This window comes from Phenylobacterium sp., from assembly GCF_035309685.1.
GTDB lineage: Bacteria > Pseudomonadota > Alphaproteobacteria > Caulobacterales > Caulobacteraceae > Phenylobacterium.
Genome location: NZ_DATGEX010000043.1, coordinates 26,810 through 45,703, shown reverse-complemented (window position 1 = coordinate 45,703; position 18,894 = coordinate 26,810). Strand labels below are relative to the sequence as shown.

Genomic DNA, 18,894 nt, shown 5'->3' with positions numbered 1-18,894 from the left:
TCGAATTCACTCGCCTTTTGAAGGGGCTCCGGTCAGGTTTCGCAACGAGAGGGACTGGAGCCTTTTTCATATGAAGCCGCTGTTCACGCTTTCCGCCTGCGGGCTCGCGCTGATGAGCCTTTCGGCCTGCGGCCCCACCACGCCGCCGACCGCGCGCGTGGCGCTGGACTGCCCGTCGGATCAGGGCGACCTGAAGCTTTCGACCGTGGCGCCGGACAAGAAGACCTGCAGCTACACGAGCCGCAATGGCGATGAGGTGTCGCTGCGCCTGCTCCCGGTGTCCTCCACCTACGAAGCGGCCTTGCTGCCCATCGAAACCGAACTTCAGGGCGAGCAGGAGGTCGCGGCGCCGGGCGCCGACGCCAAGGCGGCGGGAACGCCGGTCGACACCAAGGCCGCCAAAAACGCCGCCGCCGACGCGGCCAAGGCCGCCCAGCAGGCCGAGAGCGACGCCTTCAACGATCTGCGCAAGGCGCGCAAGGAGGCCGACAGCGACGGCGACCACGACAAGGGCAATGGCTCCGACCACGTCTCGATCGGCGGCGGCACGATCGTCGCCGACTCCGGCGCGCATGGCGACCACGCCAACATCAACCTGCCCGGCATCCACATCAGCGCCGACGACGACAAGGCCAATGTCAGCGTGGGCGGGGTGCATGTGGACGCCGGCGAGGACGGGGCGACGGTGCGCATGTCGCGCGACGTGCGCCTGCGCGGCGAGGCGCTGTCACGTGAGCGCCGCGGCTTCCGGGCGACCTACATCCTGGCCAAGGACAATCTGAAGGACGGCTGGAAGGCCGTCGGCTACGAGGCGGCTGGGCCCAAGTCCGGCCCGATCACCGTGGCGGTGTTCAAGGCCCATCACGGCGATCATCACGACGTCTCCGAAGACGTCAAACGCCTGGTCCGCAAGAACGCGGGGGTCTAACCTCCGGCGCGCACGATCTTTTTGAGCGTTTGACAGCGCTCGGTCGGCTTTTTCGAGCGCGTGACAATGCAACGCCCGTGGCTAAGCTTTTCCTGAGTTTTCAGGAGGCGAGCGATGATCGGCGCCATCTTTTCCACGGCGGTGCTGTTGCTGCTGCAGGCCGCGCCCGAGGCGGCCGCGCCAGCTTCGACTCCAGTGTCCGCGCCAACGGCGGCGCCGGCCACTCACGCGGTGAGCCCGGTGACCGTCACCTCGGGGCGAAAGGCGAGCGCGCCCGACCCGGCGGAGATGATCTGCCATAAGGAGCCGGTGATCGGCAGCCTGTTCCCCAAGGAGGTCTGCGCCCGGCGGGACGAGATCGCCGAACGCCGCCGCGTCGACCAGGCCACCACGCGAGCCGCCCAGGCTCAGCGTCCGTGGAAGGATCCCGGCGGCTGATCCTCAGCCGGCGGGCTGCACCTCGACCACCTTGTAGGTGAGCGGCCGGCCGTCCTCGTCGGTGACGGTGACGTATTCGCCGACCGCGAAGCGGTGCTGGCCAAGGCGGAAGGGCTGTTCGTCCTCGGCCACGTCGTCCTCGTCATAGTCGAAGAACCAGCGCTGGCCCTTGCGCGAGAGGCGCCCGTCGCTGGGGTCCTCGTCCGGCGCGAAGCGGCGCACGGTGCAGGCGTCGCGCGCCTTGGCGTAGGCCGCCTCGTCCAGGTGTCCGTCATCGGTCAGCGGCGCGGTGAGCGCATAGCCGCGGTGGTCGTCGCCACCGGCGAATTCGGTGCCAGGGTTGCGGGCAAGCCGCATGACGATGCGCGACAGAGTCATTGGACGTCCTCGATGACAGCTAGTGAGATAGAAACAGCGAAGGCTCGTCAGAGTTCAACAGACTGCGCGTTGTGCCGCCAAAAATGAACTCCTGGAGACGCGGATGGCCAAAGGCGCCGGCCACCAGGATATCGGCCCCCGCCTTCTTGGCCGCATAGAGCAGCAGCGGGGCGGCGTCGCCGCTGTCGGGCAGGATATCGATCTGGGCGTCGACGCCGCGCGCGGCGTAGTAGGATTTCAGCCGCCCGGGATCGAAACTGCGGGAGCTCGCCTTGGGCGCGGCCAGGATCACCGCCTTCTTGGCCTTTTCCAGCAGCGGCAGGGCCAGCCGCGCGGCGCGGCTGGCCTCCTTGCCGCCGTCCCAGGCCACCGCGACCGTGCCGCCGACCTTGAGGCCCTCGCGCGCGATCAGCACCGGGCGCTGTTCGTCGGCCACCATTTGCTGGAAAGCCTCGGCCAGGGGGCCCCGGCCCCGCGCGGAGTCCGAGGTGAACACCACCACGTCGGAAAGCCGGCTCTCCGCCGAAAGCCCCGCCCAGACAGGGGTCTGCAGGGCGATGAAGCGGGCCTTGGCGTAGGTGGTGGTCTCCAGCGCGGCCCGAGCGCTCTTCTCGCCGGCGTCGGCGGCTTCCTTCAGGGACTCCAGCGCGGCGGTCTGCACACCGCCCAGGAACCCCTCGCCCATCCAGGGCATCACGTCGGCCACATCGGCGGGGGTGTAGGCGGCGACCATCTCGGCGTCGAACGGTTTGGCCAGCATCACCGCCGCCGCCACCGCCGCCTTGTCGCCCGCGCCGCCGGACAGCGGCGCCATGATCCGAGCCCAGCTCATCGGTTCGGCTCCTTCTTGCGTGAACGTCAGCCCCATTTTGGCGATTGGGGGCCTATGCTCGCATTGATATTTGCCAAGGCATGGGTCAGGTCACGCTCTTGCGTGGGATTGGCTTGACTGTGGAGGGAATGCTTTCGTGAGGAAAGGGCTGCGTCGTTCAAAGTCGGAACCCCGCGCCTGGCAACGCATGCTGTCGGGCCGCCGGTTGGACCTGCTCGACCCCTCGCCGATGGACATCGAGATCGAGGATATCGCCCATGGCCTGGCCCGCGTCGCGCGCTGGAACGGCCAGACCACCGGCGAGCACGCCTTCTCCGTCGCCCAGCATTCGGTCGTGGTCGAGGAGATCGTCGCCCACATCCAGCCGGGGGTGGCGCCGCGCTGGCGGCTGGCCGCCCTGCTGCACGATGCGTCGGAGTATGTGATCGGCGACATGATCTCGCCGTTCAAGGCGGCGCTCGGCGTCAACTACAAGGATTTCGAGGAGCGGCTGGAGACCGCGATCCACGTCCGCTTCGGTCTGCCCGCCAAGACACCGGGCGAGATCAAGCGGCTGATCAAACAGGCCGACCGGGCCTGCGCCTTCTTCGAGGCGACCCAGCTGGCGGGGTTCAACCACGCGGAATCCCTGGCGTTTTTCGACGCGCCGCCAAAGGGCTACAGCCTGACCATCGACCCCCTGCCGCCGGCCGCGGCCCAGGCGCGCTACATCGAGCGCTTCCATGTGCTCTCGGACGCCGCCGGCTACACCACCGGCGCCGGGGCTTTCGACACCGAATGAGCGGCGCCGCCGACAGCCCCCGGTCCGATGGGAACGTCGTCATCGGCCTCTCGGCCGTGGTGGTGGCGATCCAGGACGACGACGCCGTCGTGCTGACCGTGCGCCCGCCCGGCGCGACCGCCGAGGGCCTGCCGTTCGGACCGTTCGATCCGCTCGGGCACCGCACCTTCGAGCTCGCCATGCGGGCCTTCGTGACCGAGCAGACCCGCTTCACGCTCGGCTATGTCGAGCAGCTCTACACCTTCGGCGACAAGGGCCGCGACGCGCCGCTGGCCGACATGAGCGGTGGGGCCGATATGGGCGCGCGCTCCGACCATGGCCGGGTGATCTCCGTGGGCTACCTGGCGCTGGCGACGGCGGCGGTGGACACCCATGCGCCGGGCTCGGAGTGGCGGCCCTGGACGCGGTTCTTCCCCTACGAGGACTGGCGGGAGGGCCGGCCCGCCGCCCTGCCGCTGATCGAGGACGCGCTCTGGCGATGGGCGGCCAACGACGGGCAGCGCATGGCGCGTGCGCGCCTGCTGTTCGCGCTCGACGGCGCGCCCTGGAACGAGGAGCGGGTGCTGGAGCGCTATGAGCTGCTTTACGAAGCCGGCCTGGCCCCGGAGGCCGCCCGCGACCGGGGCGAGGTCGCCGCGGCCATGTCCGGCCCGCTCAGCGCCGCGCTCGGCGAGCCCATGCTGAGCGACCACCGCCGCATCCTGGCGACCGCCGTCTCCCGCCTGCGGGGCAAGCTGAAGTACCGCCCGGTGGTGTTCGAGCTGATGCCCGAGGCCTTCACGCTCTCGGCCCTGCAGCGGGCGGTGGAGGCGATCGCCGGCGTGCCGCTGCACAAGCAGAACTTCCGCCGCGCCCTGGAGCGCGCCGAACTGGTCGAGGGCCTGGGCCGCATGGACGCCGACACCGGCGGGCGCCCCGCCGAACTCTACCGCTTCCGCCGCGAGATCCTGGGCGCGCGCCCGGTGTCGGGGCTCAGCCTGCCGCTGCTGCGCGACTAGGTTGAAGACTCAATTATTCGCACGCTCAAATCCGTCATCCCGGCCGCAGCGTAGCGGAGAGCCGGGACCCAGGGGTTCAGGCTGTGCGGTTGCCCCTGGGTCCCGGGTCGGCTCTACGGCCGCCCGGGATGACGGGAATTTTAAGATATTGATTTTTATATACTATAATTGAGTTTTCAGCCTAGACCGCCTCACGCGCGGCGGGCGGTGCGCCTTGGCGCGCCGCCCATTCCGCTTTCAGCTTGGCGCTGGTGTCGCGGCTGCCGTCGGGGGTCCAGCCGGGGGCGCCGAACAGCCAGCCCAGGATGTGGCGGGGCGAACGCGCGATGTCCTGGGCGATGCCGATCCACTCGTGGAAGGCGACGCGCACGATGTTGAAGGTGCCCAGGTTGTGGACCAGGCCGTAGCGCGGCGCCTCTTCGTCCAGCTCCGGCTGGAAGGTGCCAAACAGGCGGTCCCAGATGATCAGGATGCCGGCGTAGTTCCGGTCGAGGTAGCGCGGGTTCCTGGCGTGGTGCACCCGGTGGTGCGAGGGGGTGTTGAACACCGCCTCGATGGGCCTGGGCAGCCGGCGGATCGCCTCGGTGTGGATCCAGTACTGGTAGACCAGGCTGACGTTCTTCTCGATCAGCACCATGACCGGCGGGAAGCCCAGCAGCGACAGCGGCAGCCACAGCGCCCAGGTCCCCGCGATCCCGCCGGTCCAGGTCTGCCGGAGCGCCGTCGAGAGATTGTAGTGCTGCGAGGAGTGGTGGTTGACGTGCGCCGCCCACCAGAGCCGCCGCTCGTGGCTGAGGCGATGGAACCAGTAGTAGGTCAGGTCCTCGGCGAAGAACACCAGAACCCAGGCCCAGACGGCGGTCATCGGGATCGTGAAGATGCGGTGCTGATAGATCCAAATGGCGGCGGCGAAGCTGGCGCCGGCGGTCAGCAGGCCGGCCAGAGAAGACACCAGGCCCATGGTCAGCGAAACCGCGGTGTCGGCGGTCTCATAGTCGGCTTTCAGCTTGCCGAACCGCGCCAGCACGATCTCCAGGATCACCGTCAGGACGAAGAAAGGCGTGGCCAGGGTGATGACCAGATCGGGGTTCGTCACGCAGCCAACTCCTTCGGCGGCCAGGCCGTCATGGCCAGCACCGCGCGCGGTGCGGCGACGTCGCCGAAGGCGATGCTGAGGCGGCCGTCCCGGAAGCTCGCCGCGGCGGCCTGGCGCCAGGGGACCTGGCGGGCGGCGTAGCCGAGGCCCATGCGGGTGAGCACCAGGGCCCGGTCGCCGGAGCGCGCGACGCATCCCTTGCCGTCCGCCGCCAGCCAGAGCCCGTCGAGGGTCCGGCCGGGAAACTCGTCGGCAAGCCACCGGCGGGCCGTGGCCTCGTCCAGCGGCGGCGCAGGGCGCCCCTGCGTCGCCCAGGCGGCCAGACCCACCATGGCGGCGACGGCGACGGCGGAAATGGCGAACTGGATGAGGGCGGCGCTGTTCACCGCCGGAAGCTGGCGATGCTCGCCCTCCGGGTCAAGAAAAAGCCCTCCCGCGAACGGGAGGGCTTTCCGACGCGGCCTTACGCCCGCGAGGTCTTAGAACTTCCGGACGTAGGCGACCGACCAGACGTTGGCGTCGCCGCCTTTGTTCTGGAACTGCTCGCGGGTGTAGTCGGCGCGGATGCCGTTCTTGCCGTCGAAGCTGTACTGGCCGCCGACGCCGTAGTTCCAGGAGTCGCCCTTGGCGTCCGCCGTCACGCCCGCCACCGAGCCTGTGCCGTCGGAGTGGCCATACCCGACCCGAGCCAGCAGGTCGAAGTTGGGCGAGAGCGGCAGGAAGCCCACGCCGTAGATGGCCTCCTGGCTCTTCAGCTTCACCTTCGCGTCCACGCCGCCCACGGTGACGGTGTCATCCTTGACGCCGCCGGCCAGTTCGCCCTCGACGCCGAAGTACTGGCCGAAGCGGGCGCCCAGGCGGCCCTGGATCGAACCCAGGTTCACGTGGTCGAGGTCGGTGTCGGCGTAGCCGAGGGTTCCGTAGAAGGTCGTGCCGGTATTGGCCGCGGCGGTCTGCGCCATGGCGGCGGCCGGCAGGGAAAGCGCGATCGCCGCGGCGGAGACGGCGAGAGTGGAAAGTTTCATTGGAGTAGATCCTTACGAGTACACACAAACAGCCCAACCCTTGTGGGGTTCGGCTCCAAACGCGGCCCTGCGTTGTCGGTTCGGCCTTATTGATATGGCGAACGCCGTATGTGGCTCGTGGGCCACGCACGCCCCTCGGGGGGCGGCTTGCGGCCACTCAACCTGCGGGAGCTTTTGAGCGGGGCGCGGCGTGCTATCACTCCGCCTTCGCCGCCGGAGAGAGCCCTTGACCGAAGCCGTGATCGCCGCCACCGGGCTCTATACGCCGCCCTACAGCCTCTCCAACGCCGAGCTAGTGGAGACCTTCAACGCCTATGTGGAGCGCTTCAACGCGGCCAACGCGCAGGCGATCGCGGCCGGCGAGACGGCGGCCCTGACACCCTCCTCGGTCGAGTTCATCGAGAAGGCCTCGGGCATCAAGGCGCGGTATGTGGTCGACAAGACCGGCCTGGTGGACCCCGACGTCATGCGTCCGAACATCCCCGAACGCTCCAATGAGGAGCTTTCGGTGCTGGCCGAGATGGCGGTCGTGGCGGCCAGGCAGGCGATCGAGCGCTGGGGCAAGCCCGCCAGCGAGATCGACGCGGTGATCTGCGCCGCGTCGAACATGCAACGCGCCTATCCGGCCATGGCCATCGAGGTGCAGCAGGCGCTGGGCGTCGGCGGCTTCGCCTTCGACATGAACGTCGCCTGTTCCTCCGCCACGTTCGGGATCAAGACGGCGGCGGACTTCGTGACCTCGGGCTCGGCGCGGGCCGTGCTGATGGTCAATCCGGAGATCTGTTCGGGGCACCTGAACTTCCGCGACCGCGACAGCCACTTCATCTTCGGCGATGTGGCGACCGCGGTGATCGTCGAGGCTTCGGACCGGGCGGGCGCCGGCGGCTGGGACATCCTGGGCACGCGGCTGAAGACCCAGTTCTCGAACAACATCCGCAACAACTTCGGCTTCCTGAACCGCGCGGCGCCGGAAGGGGTTGGGGCCGTCGACAAGCTGTTCGTGCAGGAGGGCCGCAAGGTGTTCCGCGAGGTGGTGCCGCTGGTCAGCGACATGATCGTCGAGCACGCCGGCGACCTGGGGATCGACCCGACGGGCCTAAAGCGCCTCTGGCTGCACCAGGCCAACATCAACATGAACGAGATGATCGGCCGCAAGGTGCTGGGCCGCGATCCGGCGCCCGGCGAGAACGTCATCATCCTGGACGAGTTCGCCAACACCTCCTCGGCCGGCTCGATCATCGCCTTCCACCGCGCCAACGACGACTTCGCGCCGGGCGAGATGGGCCTGATCTGCTCGTTCGGGGCGGGCTACTCAGCCGGGACCGTGTTCGTCAGGAAGCGCTGACCCAAATCCGTTCATCCCGGCGAAAGCCGGGACCCACGGGGCGTTTGCGCCTCAGTGCGGCGCTTCAGACTCGGCTTGGGCCCCGGCGTTCGCCGGGGTGATCGGTGTTTGAGAGGGCGGATGCGCCGCCTTCCAGTCCATCATCGCCTGCACCCGCGCGCGCACCGAGGGGTGGTCGTAGAAGATGAACTCCTCAAGCTTGGACGGGCTGTCGGCGCGGTATTCGATGGTCTTGACCAGCGCCTTGGCCAGGCCGTCCGGCTCGTTGAAGTGGACCACCGAGAAGTGGTCGGCGTCGGCCTCGCCCCAGCGGCTGAAGCTGTTGGTGATCGGCGTCGCCAAGAGGGTCAGCACGGTGATGATGATCGAGATCACCGGGAAGCCGGCCGGGTCGGCGATGCCGGTGACGCCCTTGGCGCCCAGCACCCTCGCCGTCCAGCCGAAGAGGCGGCTCACCAGGAACAGGCCGACCAGCGCCACCAGCCCCTGGAACAGCGCGCCCAAGAGGACGTGCTTGCGCACATAGTGGCCCATCTCGTGGCCCACCACGCCCTTCACCTCGGCGAGGTCGGCGTCCTTCTTGAACATCACGTCGCTCATGGCGACGCGGCCGTAGCCGAACAGGCCGCCGGCGTTGGCGGTGTAGCGGTTGGATTGCTTGGAGCCGTTGTAGATCAGGATCTTGTCGGACGGCACGCCCACCTGCTTGGCCATGGCGACGACCTCGTCGCGGACCGCGCCGGGCGGCGCCGGCTTGTAGGTGTTGAACAGCGGCTCGATCAGGAAGAGCCCGATGATGAAGAAGACGATGGTGACGACGGTGGTCGCCACGCCCGCCCACAGCCACCAGGTTCTGGGCGCCCGGCGGATCAGCCAGTAGAGCAGCGAATAGACGATGAGCGAGCTCACCACCCCGATCGCCAGGCCCATGCCGTGCTCGGTGAACCAGCCGGCGAAGGGCTGGCTGGTCAGGCCGTAGCCCTTCTCCCGCCACCAGCGGGCGTAGGCGTCCCAGGGGACGGAGAGCAGGCCTTCGATGACGAAATCCACGAGGAGGACGACGAGCACCGCCAGCCAGGGCCTGGGCTTGCGCCCCTCGACGCCCGCGCGCACCCGCACCAGCACCCCTGACTTCAGCACGAGCCACGAGATCAGCACGCCCACCACGGCGGTCCACAGCAGCACCCAGTGGCCGCCCTGGGTGTAGGCGGTCGCCTTGGCGTGGGCCTCCGGCGACAGGGTCGCCAGATAGGCGTTGGTCGCCGCGACCGGATCGAATCCCTGGGCCATCTAGGCCTCCCCCGTTTCCTCGGAGGCGCAGGAGGCCAGAGATTGTCTCGCTTGTCAGGCGATAAAGCGCGCTAGTCTGTGCCCCAAAATCAGGGAGTCGACGGATGAAACTGCTCGCCACCGCATCCTTGGCCGTCCTGGCCGCCGCGCTCAGCCTGGGCGCGGCGAAAGCGCCGGCGGCGGCCTATGATGTGGTGGTGCGCGGCGGCGAGATCCTCGACGGCTCCGGCGGCAAGCCGTTCGTCGGCGACGTGGCGGTGAAGGGCGACAGGATCGCCTATGTCGGTCCGCACGCGCCGGGCCGCGGAAAACGCGAGATCGACGCCCACGGCAAGGCGGTCGCGCCGGGCTTCATCAACATGCTCTCTCACTCCGAGGACAGTTTCATGGCCGACGGCCGGGGACTCTCGGAACTGCGCCAGGGCGTGACGCTCGAGGTGATGGGCGAAGGCGGCTCGATCGGTCCCTTGACGCCCAAGATGCAGACGCTGGAGGCGCAGCGGCAGCACGACATCAAATACCCCGTCACCTGGACGACGCTGGACGGCGGCCTGGAGGCGATGGTCAAGAAGGGCGTGTCGCTGAACGTCGCCTCCTTCGTCGGCGCCGCGACGGTGCGGGTCAATGTGCTGGGCGAGGACGATGTGCAGCCGACGCCCGCGCAGCTTGAGCAGATGAAGGCGCTGGTGCGCCAGGCTATGCAGCAGGGCGCCATGGGCGTCGGCTCGGCCCTGATCTACGCGCCCGGGACCTTCGCCCGCACCGACGAACTGGCCGCGCTGATGACCGAGGCCGGCAAGTGCGGCGGCATCTACATCAGCCACATGCGCTCGGAAGGCGACCGGCTGATCGAGGCCACCGATGAGCTGATCGAGATTTCCCGCCGCTCCGGCGCCCCGGCCGAGATCTTCCACATGAAGGTCAGCGGCCGCGACAACTGGCCCAAGGAAGGCGAGCTGATCGCCGACATCCAGAAGGCCCGCGCCCGCGGCCAGCGGATCACGGCGGACATGTACACCTACCCCGCCGGCTCGACGGGCTTCGACGCGGCCATGCCGACGTGGGTGCAGGCGGGTGGCACGGAGGCGTGGATAGCGCGCCTGAAGGACCCGGCGACCCGCGCCAAGGTGCTGGCCGAGATGCATCAGATGCACCCCAAGGACTGGGAAAACCTGTTCGGCCAGGCCGGACCCGAGGGCACCATCCTCGTCGGCTTCAAGAACCCGGCGCTGAAGCCGCTCACCGGCAAGACCCTGGCCGAGGTCGCCAAGTCCCGCGGCACGTCACCGGAGGACACGGTCATCGACCTGGTCATCGCCGACGGGAGCCGCGTGCAGGTGGTCTATTTCCTGATGGATGAGGCCAATGTCGCCAAGCAGATGACCCTGCCCTGGGTCAGCTTCGGGTCCGACGCCTCGGCCCAGGCGCCGGAAGGCGTCTTCCTGCTCTCTTCCACCCACCCGCGGGCCTATGGCAACTTCGTCCGCGTCCTGGGCAAATATGCGCGAGACGAAAAGCTGCTGACCCTTCCCGAAGCCGTGCGGCGCCTGGCCGCCCTGCCCGCCCACAATCTCGGCCTGCACGACCGCGGCATGCTGAGGGTTGGGAACTACGCCGATGTGGTGGTCTTCGACCCCAGGACGGTGGCCGACCACGCGACCTACACCCAGCCGCAGCAGCTGGCGACCGGCGTCACCGACGTGCTGGTCAACGGCCAGCAGGTGTTGAGGGACAGCCAGGCGACGGGGGCCAACGCCGGCCGCGTGGTGCGCGGCCGCGGCTGGACCGGCTGGAAGGACGGCGGATGCCGCAAGAGCGCCAAGGACTGGGCCTGGTGAGCGGGGCCTCTTCCATGCTCCGTTCAGCCCTTGCGCTCGTCGCCCTGCTCATGGGCCTCAGCGCGGCGCCGGCGTTCGCCGCGCCGCAGGTCCCGACCCAGCTGCCGACCGGGGTCGAGCCGGTCAGCTACGACCTGACCGTCACCCCCGACGCCCAGAAGCTGACCTTCGCCGGCCACCTGAGCGTCAGCCTGATGAGCGACCGCGGCGTTGGCCGCATCGTGCTGAATTCGCTGGACCTCGACATCTCTTCGGCCGCCATCGACGGCGCGACGGCCGGCGTGGCCATCGATCCCAAGACCCAGACCGCCAGCTTCACGCCGTCGAAGAGCCTCGGCGCGGGCCTGCACACCCTGGTGCTCGACTACACGGGCAAGATCGGCGGCAGCGCCACCGGCTTCTTCCACGTGGACTACGCCGGCGGGCGGATGCTGACGACGCAGTTCGAGCCGGCCGACGCGCGCCGCTTCCTGCCGGTCTTCGACGAGCCCTCCAAGAAGGCGGTCTTCAGCCTCACCGCCATCGTGCCGCAGGATCAGCTGGCGGTCTCCAACATGCCGCAGGCCGCCAGCGAACCGCTGCTCGGCGGCCTCAAGCGGGTGACCTTCAAGCCGACCCCCAAGATGAGCAGCTACCTGCTGTTCTTCGGCGTCGGCGACCTGGAGCGGGTCAGCAAGGAGGTCGGCGGCGTCACCGTCAGCGTGGTGATCCGCAAGGGGCAGACGGCCCAGGCGGCCTATGCGCTGGCCAGCGCCGAACAGCTGCTCGGCTACTACAACGACTATTTCGGTGTGAAATACCCGCTGCCCAAGCTCGACCTGGTGGCGGCGCCGGGCGACGTCTCCGGTTCCATGGAGAACTGGGGCGCGATCCTGTTCTCCCAGTCTAACGTCATCTACGACCCCAAGCTCTCCAGCGTCGGCGATCAGCAGGACGTCTTCCGGATCGTCGCCCACGAGATGGCCCACCTGTGGTCCGGCGACCTGGTGACCATGGCCTGGTGGGACGACCTGTGGCTGAACGAGGGCTTCGCCTCGTGGATGTCCACCAAGGCCACCGACCACTTCCATCCCGAATGGCGGCCGCTGCTGGTGGCGCTGGCCGACAAGGACGAGGCCATGAACCTCGACGCCCGGGCCGGCAGCCATGCGATCGTCCAGCGCGTCGCCTCCGTCGCCCAGGCCGAGCAGGCCTTCGACCCGATCACCTACAAGAAGGGCGAGGCGGTGATCCGCATGCTGGAGGCCTATGCCGGCCCTGACGCCTGGCAGGCCGGCGTGCGCGCCTACATGGCCGAGCACGCCTATGGCAACGCCACCAGCGACGACCTGTGGAAGGCTATCGACAAGGCGGCGGGCAAGCCGGTGTCGGCGGTCGCGCGCGACTTCACCACCCAGCCTGGCGTGCCGCTGATCCGTGTGGCGTCCAGCTCGGCGGGGACCAACCTCACCCAGGCCCGGCTGGCCAGCGACGCCCAGATGCAGAGCCTCAACATCGCCCAGAGCCAGCAGGACGTCGACGCCGCCCAGGCGCGAATCCTCTCCTGGCGCGCGCCGGTGAAGCTGCAGTCGCCGGACGGCGGGCCGGTCCGGGAACGCCTGGTCTCGCGCACCTCGCCGCAGTCGGCGGAGGGCGCCGTGGTCGTCAACGCCGGCCAGCTCGGCTACTTCCGCGTCGCCTATGACCGCCCCGCCTTCGCGCCTCTGGTGGAGAACCTGGGCAAGCTGCCGGCCGCCGACCAGTTCGGCCTGTTGAACGACGGCCTGGCGCTGGGCATGGGCGGCGAGGAGCCGATCTCCAACTATCTGCGCCTGACCGCAGCGCTCCCGCCCATGGCCGACGCGGTGGTCTGGCGCGACCAGGCCCGCACGCTCGCCGGCCTCGAGGGCTACTATGGCCCGGGCCCCGGCAAGACCGCCTTCCGCGCCTGGGCGTCGGGTGTGCTGGCCCCGGTGCTGAAGCGGGTGGGCTTCGATTCCCGGCCCGGCGAGCCGGCCACCGAGGCGGTGCTGCGCGAGACCCTGCTGCTGGCGCTGAGCCAGATCGGCGACCCCACCGTCAGCGCCGAGGCGCGCCAGCGGTTCGCCGCCGCGGCCAGCGATCTTTCCAGGCTCGCGCCCGGCGAGCGGCGCTGGGTGGTGGTGGGCGCGGCCCGCGCCGCCGATCCGCAGACCTTCCAGACGCTGCGCAGCCTGGCCAAAGCCGCCAAGGACCCGCTGGAGCGCAACGAGCTCTACATTGACCTAGCCGCCGTCGAGGACGAGACCCTGGCCGCCCAGGTGCTGGCGTTGTCGATCACCGACGAAGCGCCGACCAATATGGCGCCGGTGCTGGTTCGCGAGGTGGCCGCGGTGCATCCAGCGCTCGCCTGGCGCTTCACCATGGACAATGTGGCGACGATCACCAGGAACCTGGACACCTTGAACCGCTCGACCTTCGTGCCCCGCGTGGCGGAGTCGTCGAACGATCCCAAGATGGTCGCGGAGCTTTCCGCCTACGCCGCCAAGAACATCCCGCCCGACGCCATGCGCGAGGTGAAGGTCGCGGTCTCGCGGATCCGCAACAACGCCGACATCCAGGCCCGGCGCCTCACCCAGATCGACGCCTGGATCGCCGAGAAGCGCGGCGTCGCGGCGGGGCGCTAGCTAGCGGTCCTTCTCGCGCTCGCCGACGGCGGCCTGGGCGGCCGCGAGGCGGGCGATCGGCACGCGGTAGGCCGAGCAGCTGACGTAGTCCAGGCCGACGCTTTCGCAGAAGGTGATCGAGGCCGGATCGCCCCCGTGCTCGCCGCAGATGCCGAGCTTGACGTCGGGCCGCGCGGCGCGCCCGCGCTCGGCGGCGATGCGGATCAGGTCGCCGACGCCCTCCTGGTCGAGGCTGACGAAGGGGTCCTTCTCGAAGATGCCCTTGTCGATATAGGCGTTCAGGAACCGACCGGAATCGTCGCGGCTGATGCCGAAGGTGGTCTGGGTCAGGTCGTTGGTGCCGAACGAGAAGAACTCCGCGTGCTCGGCCAGATCGGCGGCGCGGATGGCCGCACGCGGCAGCTCCACCATGGTGCCGACGAGGTATTCGATCTCGCGCCCCTTCTCGGCGATCACCTGCCTGGCGACGCGGTCCGTCAGCACACGGAGGAACTTCATCTCCTCGCCCTTGGCGACCAGCGGATGCATGATCTCCGGGATCGGTGCGGGCCGCCCGGATGCGGCCACTTCGCAGGCCGCCTCGATGATGGCGCGGACCTGCATCTCGTAGATTTCGGGATAGCTCACGCCCAGGCGGCAGCCGCGGTGGCCCAGCATGGGGTTCACCTCGTGCAGCTCCTGCGCCCGGCGCAGCAGCTTGCCGGCGTCGAGGCCCGTGGCGGCGGCCACGGCGGCGACGTCTTCCTCCGTATGCGGAAGGAATTCATGCAGCGGCGGGTCGAGCAGGCGGATGGTGACCGGCAGGCCTTCCATGATCCCGAACAGTTCGACGAAGTCGTCCCGCTGCATGGGCAGGATCTTCTCCAGCGCCGCGCGGCGGCCGGCCTCGTCGTCGGCGAGGATCATTTCGCGCACGGCGGCGATCCGGGTGGGGTCGAAGAACATGTGCTCGGTGCGGCAAAGGCCGATGCCCTCGGCGCCGAACTGCCGCGCGGTCCGGGCGTCGACGGCGGTCTCGGCGTTGGCGCGGACCTTCAGGCGGCGCACCCCGTCGGCCCAACTCATCAGGGTCGCGAAATCGCCCGACAACTCCGGTTCGATCATCTTGACGACACCGGACAGCACCTCACCGGTCGAGCCGTCGATGGTGATCACGTCGCCGGCCCGGAAGGTGCGCCCGCGCGCCCGCAGTTCGCCGGCCCGCAGGTCGATGTGGATCTCGCCGGCGCCGGAAACGCAGGGACGGCCCATGCCGCGCGCCACCACCGCGGCATGGCTGGTCATGCCGCCGCGCGCCGTGACGATGCCGCGCGCCGCGTCCATGCCGCGGATGTCCTCAGGACTGGTCTCTTCGCGCACCAGGATCACCGCGCCGGCCGATCCGCCCTGGATCTCCGCCTCGGCGGCGGTGAAGACGATCTTGCCGGTGGCGGCGCCCGGCGAGGCCGGCAGGCCGGTGGCGATGACCTCGCGGTTCGAGGCCGGGTCGATGGTCGGGTGCAGCAGCTGGTCGAGCGAGCCGGGCTCGACCCGCATCACCGCCTCTTCCTTGCTGATCAGGCCCTCGGAGGCGAGGTCGACGGCGACCTTCAGCGCGGCCTTGGCGGTGCGCTTGCCGTTGCGCGTCTGCAGCATGTAGAGCCGGCCTTTTTCGACCGTGAACTCGATGTCCTGCATGTCGCGGTAGTGGGTCTCGAGCTTCTCGACGACCGCCTTGAACTGCACGAAGACCTCGGGCAGCGCCTCCTCCATGGAGGGGTTCTTCTCGCCCATTTCCTCGCGGGCGATCTTGGTCAGCGCCTGGGGCGTGCGGATGCCGGCCACCACGTCTTCGCCCTGCGCATTGATCAGATATTCGCCGTAGAGCCGGTTCTCGCCGGTCGACGGATTGCGGGTGAAGGCGACACCGGTGGCCGAGGTCTCGCCCATGTTGCCGAACACCATGGACTGGATATTGACCGCGGTGCCCCAGCTTTCCGGGATGTCGTGCATGCGGCGATAGAACTTCGCCCGGTCGTTCATCCAGCTGGCGAACACCGCGCCCATGGCGCCCCAGAGCTGGGCTTGCGGGTCCTGCGGGAACGGCTGGCCTAGCTCGTCAGCGACGACGCGCTTGTAGTCGGCGACCACCGCCTCCCAGTCGTCGGCGGAGAGCGCGGTGTCGATGGTGACGTCGAGACGTTCCTTATGTTCGTCAAGGATTTCCTCGAACATGTGATGATCGAGGTCGAGGACCACGTTCGAGTACATCTGGATGAAGCGGCGATAGGAATCGAAGGCGAAGCGGCGGTCGCCGGCCAGTTTCGCCAGACCTTCGACGGTCTCGTCGTTGAGGCCCAGGTTCAGGACCGTGTCCATCATCCCGGGCATCGAGGCCCGGGCGCCCGAGCGCACCGAGACCAAGAGCGGATTGGCCGCGTCGCCGAACGCCTTGCCGGTCTGCTGTTCGACGATGGCCAGCGCCGCGTCGACCTGCGCCTTCAGCTCGGCGGGGTATTGCTTGTCGTTGGCGTAGTAGTGGACGCAGGCCTCGGTGGTGATGGTGAAGCCCGGCGGCACCGGCAGGCCCAGCGCCGACATCTCGGCCAGGTTCGCGCCCTTGCCGCCCAAGAGGTCCTTCATCGAGGCGTCGCCGTCCGCGCGCCCGCCGCCAAAGGCGTAGACCCAACGCGTCTTGGTCATCGTCTCGGCCGGCATCAAGTGTCCCTCGTCTATCCGGTGATCTGGCCGAAGTCGGCGACGCGGCCCATGGCGTCGCGCACCTTCATCAAGAGCTTCAACCGGTTCTCGCGTTCCGTAGCTATGTCGGAGTTCACTAAGACCTTGTCAAAGAAGGCGTCCACCGGTTCGCGCAACTCCGCCAGCGCGGTCATCGCCGCGGCGTAGTCTTCCTTGGCCAGCGCCTTGCCGACCTCGACCTCCATGTGGCCGACGGCATTGGTCAGAGCGCCCTCCTCGCCCGGCGCGGAGTCGTTGGGCTCCCCGCTCGGCAGCGGGCCCTTCTTCTCCTCGGCCTTGAGGATGTTCACCGCGCGCTTGTAGCCGGCCAAGAGGTTCTTGCCGTCCTCGGTCCCGAGGAAGCCGGACAGCGCGTTGACCTTCGAGACGATGCGCACAATGTCGTCGTCTCCGAGTGCGAAGACCGCGTCGACCAGATCGTGCCGTTCACCCTGCTCCCGCAGGAGCACTTTCAGACGATCGATGAAGAAGGTTCGAAGCTCCTGTGCGAGCGGCAGATAGACGTTGCGGCGGAACTGATCGCCTTCGCTTAGGAAATCGATCCCCGCGGCAGGGGGAGCATTCGGCCCCACCATGCTGTCCACCGGCAACCCCCAGAAGCTTCGCTCAGCGGGCCCGGGAACGGACATTCGAATTCGATTTTGGAGAATAATGCGGATTGCGCCAAGTGCGGCGCGGCGCAGGGCATAGGGGTCGCGGCTCCCGGTCGGCTTCTCGCCGATGGCGAAGAAGCTCACCAAGGTGTCGAGCTTGTCGGCCAGCGCCACGGTGGCGGCCACCGCCTGCACCGGCACGTCATCGGTCGGGCCCTGCGGCTTGTAGTGCCAGCGGATCGCGTCGACGACCTCCGGCTCCAGGCCTTCCTTCTCGGCGTAGTAGCTGCCCATGATCCCCTGCAGCTCGGGGAACTCTCCGACCATGCCGGTCCCAAGGTCGGCCTTGCAGAGCAGCGCCGCCTGCTGGGCCTTGGTCTTGGTGGCGCCGTCGTCGCGGACGTAGGGGGCCAGTTCGCCGGCCAGCGCCACGATCCGCTCGACGCGCTCGTACATCGTCCCGAGCTTGGCGTGGAAGGTGACGCCCTTCAGCTTCTCCAGGCGGTCCTCCAGCCGGACCTTCTGGTCCTCGGTCCAGAAAAATCGGGCGTCGGCGAGCCGCGCGGCCAACACGCGGGCGTTGCCGGTGGCGATGGTCTTGCCGCCATCGGTCGCTTCGATATTGGCGACGGTGATGAAGTGCGGGACCAGGAAGCCGGTCTGCGGGTCACGCACGGCGAAGAACCGCTGGTGGACGCGCATGGAGGTGCGGATCACCTCCGGCGGCAGGTCCAGGAACTCAGGGTCCATGTCGCCCATCACCGGCGTCGGCCATTCGGCAAGGCCCGCGACCTCGTCCAGCAGGCCCTCGTCCTCCACCAGCTCGAAATTGCGCGCGAAACAGAGGGTGCGCGCGGCGTCCATGATCCGCTCGCGCCGCTCCTGCGGGTCGATGACCACGAAGTTCTTCGCCAGCCCGTCGGCATAGTCGTCGAAATTGCGCACGTGGAAGGCCTGGCCGGTCCCCATGAACCGATGGCCCTGGGTCAGGTCGCCCGCCACGTGGCCGTCGATCTCGAAGGGCACGACCTCGCCGTCGAAGACGCAGAGGATGCGCTGCAGGGGCCTGACCCAGCGCAGCTTGGAGACGCCCGAAACCATCGACTTGGGCCAGGGGAAGTTGCGCACGATCGCCTCGACCATCTCGGCGATGATCTCCGGCGTCGGGCGGCCGGCCTTGTGGATATGCGCGAAATAGAGCCCGTCGCGCTCGGTGAGCTGGTCGCGGGTGAGGCCGGTGGAGCGCAGGAAGCCCTCGATCGCCTGGTCGGGCGAGCCGACGCGGGGCCCCTTGCGCTCCTCATGCCGCTCGGCCTGGGCGGCGGCGAGCCCTTCGGCCACCAGGGTCAGGCGCCTGGGCCCCGCAAACGCCGTCAGCGCCTCCGGCAGCAGCCCCTCGGCCGCCAGCTTCTCCCGCGCCAGCCGCTCAAGGTCCTTCGCCGCCTGCGCCTGCATGCGCGCCGGGATCTCTTCGGAGAACAGTTCAAGCAAGAGTTGGGGCATGGCTAAGCTCCCTTTCCCCTCGATGGGGAAAGGGTTGGGGATTGGGGTGAGTGCGGAGCGGCCGAATAGTGAGCGCCGTTTGGCGCCGACGCCAATTCGCACCCAATCGTCCCTTCAGGCGTCACACCCCATCCCAACCCTTCCCCATCGAGGGGAAGGGCTAGGTGGCGTTCGATCTCGCGCACCACCGAACCAACGTCGGCGTCGACCTGCCGGTTGGTGAAGCGAACGATACGGTAGCCCTGACTGCGAAGCCATTCCGCCCGTTCGAAGTCTCTCAACACGACGTCGTCCAGTCGTTCGTGAATGTCGCCATCCACCTCGATCACCAACCTGCGAGCGTGGCAGGCGAAATCGGCGATGAAAGCGCCGATGGGCGCCTGGCGTCGGATATGAACGTCAAGCTTCCGTAACGCCTTCCAGAGGCGCTGCTCCGATGGCGTCATCGCCTCACGAAGTCGGCGG

At 68.6% G+C, this 18,894-nt stretch carries 16 protein-coding genes and 1 pseudogene; 8 read left to right on the top strand and 9 right to left on the bottom strand.

Translation table 11 applies throughout. The annotated features are described in order from the left end of the window. Positions 1-70: 70 nt before the first annotated feature. Entirely contained in the window at positions 71-928 is an 858-nt protein-coding gene (locus VKQ35_RS13915) for a hypothetical protein (RefSeq protein ID WP_324362584.1), read from the top strand. A 114-nt stretch (positions 929-1,042) separates the two neighbouring features. After that, the gene (locus tag VKQ35_RS13910) at positions 1,043-1,366 is read left to right on the top strand and encodes a hypothetical protein (protein ID WP_324362582.1); all 324 of its coding nucleotides are present in this window, start codon (positions 1,043-1,045) and stop codon (positions 1,364-1,366) included. Positions 1,367-1,369: 3 nt separating this feature from the next. Here VKQ35_RS13910 and VKQ35_RS13905 read toward each other — a convergent pair whose 3' ends face one another. Together VKQ35_RS13905 and VKQ35_RS13900 are read right to left on the bottom strand one after the other, a co-directional pair. Further along, positions 1,370-1,744 (bottom strand): hypothetical protein, encoded by a 375-nt coding sequence (locus VKQ35_RS13905; protein WP_324362580.1) that lies wholly within the window; start codon positions 1,742-1,744, stop codon positions 1,370-1,372. A 19-nt stretch (positions 1,745-1,763) separates the two neighbouring features. Then, positions 1,764-2,576 carry a universal stress protein gene (locus VKQ35_RS13900; protein WP_324362578.1) on the bottom strand — a complete coding sequence of 271 codons (813 nt, stop codon included), beginning with the start codon at positions 2,574-2,576 and terminating at the stop codon, positions 1,764-1,766. Between the two features lie 136 nt (positions 2,577-2,712). Between VKQ35_RS13900 and VKQ35_RS13895 the strand changes: the two genes are divergently transcribed. The 3 genes and pseudogenes from VKQ35_RS13895 to VKQ35_RS13885 form a co-directional block, all read left to right on the top strand. After that, a complete protein-coding gene (locus tag VKQ35_RS13895) occupies positions 2,713-3,357 on the top strand; it encodes a YfbR-like 5'-deoxynucleotidase (protein ID WP_414692345.1) in 645 nt (214 codons plus the stop codon). Continuing rightward, positions 3,354-4,355 (top strand): NUDIX hydrolase, encoded by a 1,002-nt coding sequence (locus VKQ35_RS13890; RefSeq protein ID WP_324362576.1) that lies wholly within the window; start codon positions 3,354-3,356, stop codon positions 4,353-4,355. Before VKQ35_RS13895 ends, VKQ35_RS13890 begins: the two co-directional genes overlap by 4 nt. 35 nt (positions 4,356-4,390) lie before the next feature. Further along, positions 4,391-4,507 (top strand): annotated as a pseudogene (locus VKQ35_RS13885) (hypothetical protein); the annotation flags it as partial. A gap of 29 nt (positions 4,508-4,536) precedes the next feature. Here the strand turns inward: VKQ35_RS13885 and VKQ35_RS13880 are convergent. From VKQ35_RS13880 to VKQ35_RS13870, 3 genes are all read right to left on the bottom strand, one after another. Next, positions 4,537-5,451, bottom strand: coding sequence for a sterol desaturase family protein (locus VKQ35_RS13880; protein ID WP_324362574.1), 915 nt, complete (start codon positions 5,449-5,451; stop codon positions 4,537-4,539). Then, entirely contained in the window at positions 5,448-5,837 is a 390-nt protein-coding gene (locus VKQ35_RS13875; protein ID WP_324362572.1) for a hypothetical protein, read from the bottom strand. Before VKQ35_RS13875 ends, VKQ35_RS13880 begins: the two co-directional genes overlap by 4 nt. Before the next feature lie 93 nt (positions 5,838-5,930). Then, on the bottom strand, positions 5,931-6,476 hold the full coding sequence (locus VKQ35_RS13870) for a porin family protein (RefSeq protein WP_324362570.1): 546 nt from the start codon (positions 6,474-6,476) through the stop codon (positions 5,931-5,933). Positions 6,477-6,702: 226 nt separating this feature from the next. Between VKQ35_RS13870 and VKQ35_RS13865 the strand changes: the two genes are divergently transcribed. Beyond that, entirely contained in the window at positions 6,703-7,821 is a 1,119-nt protein-coding gene (locus VKQ35_RS13865) for a beta-ketoacyl-ACP synthase III (RefSeq protein ID WP_324362568.1), read from the top strand. A gap of 51 nt (positions 7,822-7,872) precedes the next feature. Here the strand turns inward: VKQ35_RS13865 and VKQ35_RS13860 are convergent, their stop codons facing one another. Then, on the bottom strand, positions 7,873-9,111 hold the full coding sequence (locus VKQ35_RS13860; protein WP_324362567.1) for a M48 family metallopeptidase: 1,239 nt from the start codon (positions 9,109-9,111) through the stop codon (positions 7,873-7,875). A gap of 104 nt (positions 9,112-9,215) precedes the next feature. On the opposite strand from VKQ35_RS13860, the gene VKQ35_RS13855 reads away from it, so the two are divergent. Together VKQ35_RS13855 and VKQ35_RS13850 are read left to right on the top strand one after the other, a co-directional pair. Then, positions 9,216-10,949: a D-aminoacylase gene (locus VKQ35_RS13855; protein WP_324362565.1), complete on the top strand. Its 1,734-nt coding sequence runs from the start codon at positions 9,216-9,218 to the stop codon at positions 10,947-10,949. A 14-nt stretch (positions 10,950-10,963) separates the two neighbouring features. Further along, positions 10,964-13,594 carry a M1 family metallopeptidase gene (locus VKQ35_RS13850; RefSeq protein ID WP_324362563.1) on the top strand — a complete coding sequence of 877 codons (2,631 nt, stop codon included), beginning with the start codon at positions 10,964-10,966 and terminating at the stop codon, positions 13,592-13,594. On the opposite strand, the gene ppdK is transcribed toward VKQ35_RS13850, so the two are convergent. Genes ppdK through VKQ35_RS22055 form a run of 3 tightly spaced genes read right to left on the bottom strand, consistent with a single transcriptional unit; the run spans position 13,595 to position 18,875 of the window. Next, the gene (ppdK, locus tag VKQ35_RS13845; RefSeq protein ID WP_324362560.1) at positions 13,595-16,291 is read right to left on the bottom strand and encodes a pyruvate, phosphate dikinase; all 2,697 of its coding nucleotides are present in this window, start codon (positions 16,289-16,291) and stop codon (positions 13,595-13,597) included. Positions 16,292-16,305: 14 nt separating this feature from the next. Next, entirely contained in the window at positions 16,306-18,429 is a 2,124-nt protein-coding gene (glyS, locus tag VKQ35_RS13840) for a glycine--tRNA ligase subunit beta (RefSeq protein ID WP_324362558.1), read from the bottom strand. 2 nt (positions 18,430-18,431) lie between these two features. Further along, complete coding sequence (locus VKQ35_RS22055; protein WP_414692347.1) at positions 18,432-18,875, bottom strand: endonuclease domain-containing protein; 444 nt, start codon at positions 18,873-18,875, stop codon at positions 18,432-18,434. Positions 18,876-18,894 lie beyond the last annotated feature (19 nt).